This is a genomic window from Pseudomonas sp. RL, from assembly GCF_000647775.1.
In the GTDB taxonomy this organism is placed as follows: Bacteria; Pseudomonadota; Gammaproteobacteria; order Pseudomonadales; family Pseudomonadaceae; genus Serpens; species Serpens flexibilis.
In genome coordinates this window covers 1-2,437 of sequence record NZ_JBOY01000183.1, presented here as the reverse complement: position 1 = coordinate 2,437, position 2,437 = coordinate 1, and the positions used below count along the sequence as shown (strand labels likewise).

Here is a 2,437-nt window from a genome sequence, read left to right as displayed (position 1 = left end):
TACCGGGAGCGTGCGGCCGAGCGGGGCGCGCGCGCGGCCGCGCTGGTGCGCTGGCAGCGCGAACTGGACGAGAAATGGGCCTCGTTGCGCATCGGCGAGGTGCGGGTGACTACCCAGGCCGGCCTGCACCAGGTCGAGGCGCAGCTGTACCTGGGCGACCTGGACGCCGACGCCGTGCGTGTCGAGCTGTATGCCGACGGCCAGCCGGCCGAATGCCGGGCGCTGCAGCGCGCCCATGCACTGGTCGGCGCCACCCACGGCTACGCCTATCGCCTGGAACTGCCCGCCGAACGCCCGGCCGGCGATTACACGCTGCGCGTGGTGCCGGCGCACCCTGACGCGAAGGTGCCGCTGGAGAGCGCGCATATCCTCTGGGAACGCTGAAGCCGGCTCGTTGCGAAAAGTCGCCGCGCGCCGGTACTTGCCGCAGGAAACCTAAGAATTTCTTAAGCCTGGGTGCCGAAGATGCCTCTCGGATCATTTCCGCAGAGGACGCCCCCGCATGCTTGAGCCCGAACACGAAACCGACACCCTGGCGCGCATTGGCCGCGACACGCCGCTGTACCTGCGCCGCGCCGAGGCCGATGGCGGTCCGTTGCGGCAGACGCTGGAAGCGTTCATTCGCCAGCGCTTCGCCGACGAACACCAGGCGCGCATTCATCATTTCCTGCCCTGCCTGCTCGGTCTGCTGGACGAGCGTGGGGTGGTACAGGGGGCGGTGGGCTTGCGTCCGGCTCGCCAGCCGCTGTTTCTCGAGCGCTACCTGGACGCGCCGCTGGAGGGCGAGATCGCCCGTCGCCATGCGCGGCAGGTGCCGCGCGACGCCATCGTCGAGGTGGGCAACCTGGCCGCCACCGGCGCCGCCTCGGCGCGCCTGCTGATCGTCGCGCTCACCGACCTGCTGATCAGCGAAGGTTTTCAGTGGGTGGCCTTCACCGGCACTCGCGAACTGCTCAACAGCTTCCAGCGCCTGGGCCTGGCGCCGCTGCCGCTGGGCGAGGCTGATCCGGCGCGCCTGGGTGCCGAGCGCGAGGACTGGGGCAGCTACTACGCCAGCCGGCCGCAGGTGATGGTCGGCGAGATCCTGCCCGGCCACCGGCAACTGCTGCAGCTGGGCATGTATGCGCGTCTCGGTCATCAGCCGCGCTACCACGGAGGGCTGGCCCATGCCGTCGGTTGCTGAACGGTTCTGGACGCGCCTGACCGCCCATAGCGGCACGGCGCTGAGTGACGGCGAACGCCTGCTGGACTATGCCGCGCTGCTCGCCGAAATCGATGCGCGGGTCGAACGCCTGCGGGCCTGGGACGTGCGGCGCGTGGCGCTGGCGCTGGACAACGGCCTGGAGTGGGCGCTGTGGGATCTGGCACTGCTGCGCGCGGGACTGGTCTGCGTGCCGCTGCCGGGCTTCTTCTCCGATGACCAGCAGATCCATGTGCTGCAGGACGCCGGCGTCGATGCGTTGCTCGGCGCCCCGGGGCCGGCCAGCCAGGCCTGCGGCTTCCGCGAGGAAGGCGGGTTGCTGCGCCGCGTGCCGGCGCGTCAGGCGGAACTGCCGCCCGGTACCTGCAAGATCACCTACACCTCGGGCACCACCGGCCAGCCCAAGGGCGTCTGCCTGGACGACGCGACCCTGCTGCGCGTGGCCGACAGCCTGGAACTGGCCAGTAGCAGCCGCCAGGTGACGCGCCATCTGTGCGTGCTGCCGCTGGCCACGCTGCTGGAGAACCTCGCCGGCATCTACGCCCCGTTGCTGGCCGGCGCCGCCGTGGAGCTGCGCCCGCTGGCGCAGGTCGGGCTGCAGGGCGCCAGCGGCTTCGACGTGGCGCGTTTCCTGGCGCTGCTGCATGCGGTGCGCCCCAACAGCCTGATACTGCTGCCGCAGCTGCTGCTGGCGCTGGTGACGGCGGCGGAGCAGGGCGTGGCGCTGCCGGATTCGCTGCGCTTCGTCGCCGTCGGCGGCGGACGCGTGGCGCCGCAGCTGCTGGAGCGGGCCGACCGCCTGGGCCTGCCGGTGTTCGAGGGCTACGGCCTGTCCGAGTGCGCCTCGGTGGTGTGCCTGAACACACCCGAGGCGCGCCGCATCGGCAGCGTCGGCCGGCCCCTGGCGCATGTCGAACTGCGCCTGGCCGAGGACGGCGAAGTCTGGGTGCGCGGCGCGCGCATGCTCGGTTACCTGGGCGAGCCGCCGCTGTCCGGCGACTGGCTGATCACCGGCGACCTGGGCGAACTGCAGGACGGCTTCCTGACCCTGCGCGGGCGCAAGAAACACCAGTTCGTGACCGCCTACGGCCGCAACGTCAACCCGGAATGGGTCGAGGCCGAGCTGGTCCAGCAACTGCCCATCGCCCAGGCCTGGCTGCACGGCGAGGCGCTGCCGGGCAACGTCGCCGTGCTGGTGCCGCGCCGCGCCGACTGCCCGGACGCGCAACTGGCCGA

At 71.6% G+C, this 2,437-nt stretch carries 2 protein-coding genes and 1 pseudogene; all 3 read left to right on the top strand.

What is annotated here, in order from left to right:
- A pseudogene (locus AS93_RS20905) lies at positions 1 to 384 on the top strand (DUF3417 domain-containing protein); the annotation flags it as partial.
- 118 nt (positions 385 to 502) lie between these two features.
- Positions 503 to 1,183: a thermostable hemolysin gene (locus AS93_RS0117945; RefSeq protein WP_037010027.1), complete on the top strand. Its 681-nt coding sequence runs from the start codon at positions 503 to 505 to the stop codon at positions 1,181 to 1,183.
- On the top strand, positions 1,167 to 2,437 hold a 1,271-nt coding region (locus tag AS93_RS0117940; RefSeq protein ID WP_027591868.1), incomplete at its 3' end, for an AMP-binding protein. The genes AS93_RS0117945 and AS93_RS0117940, both read left to right, overlap by 17 nt.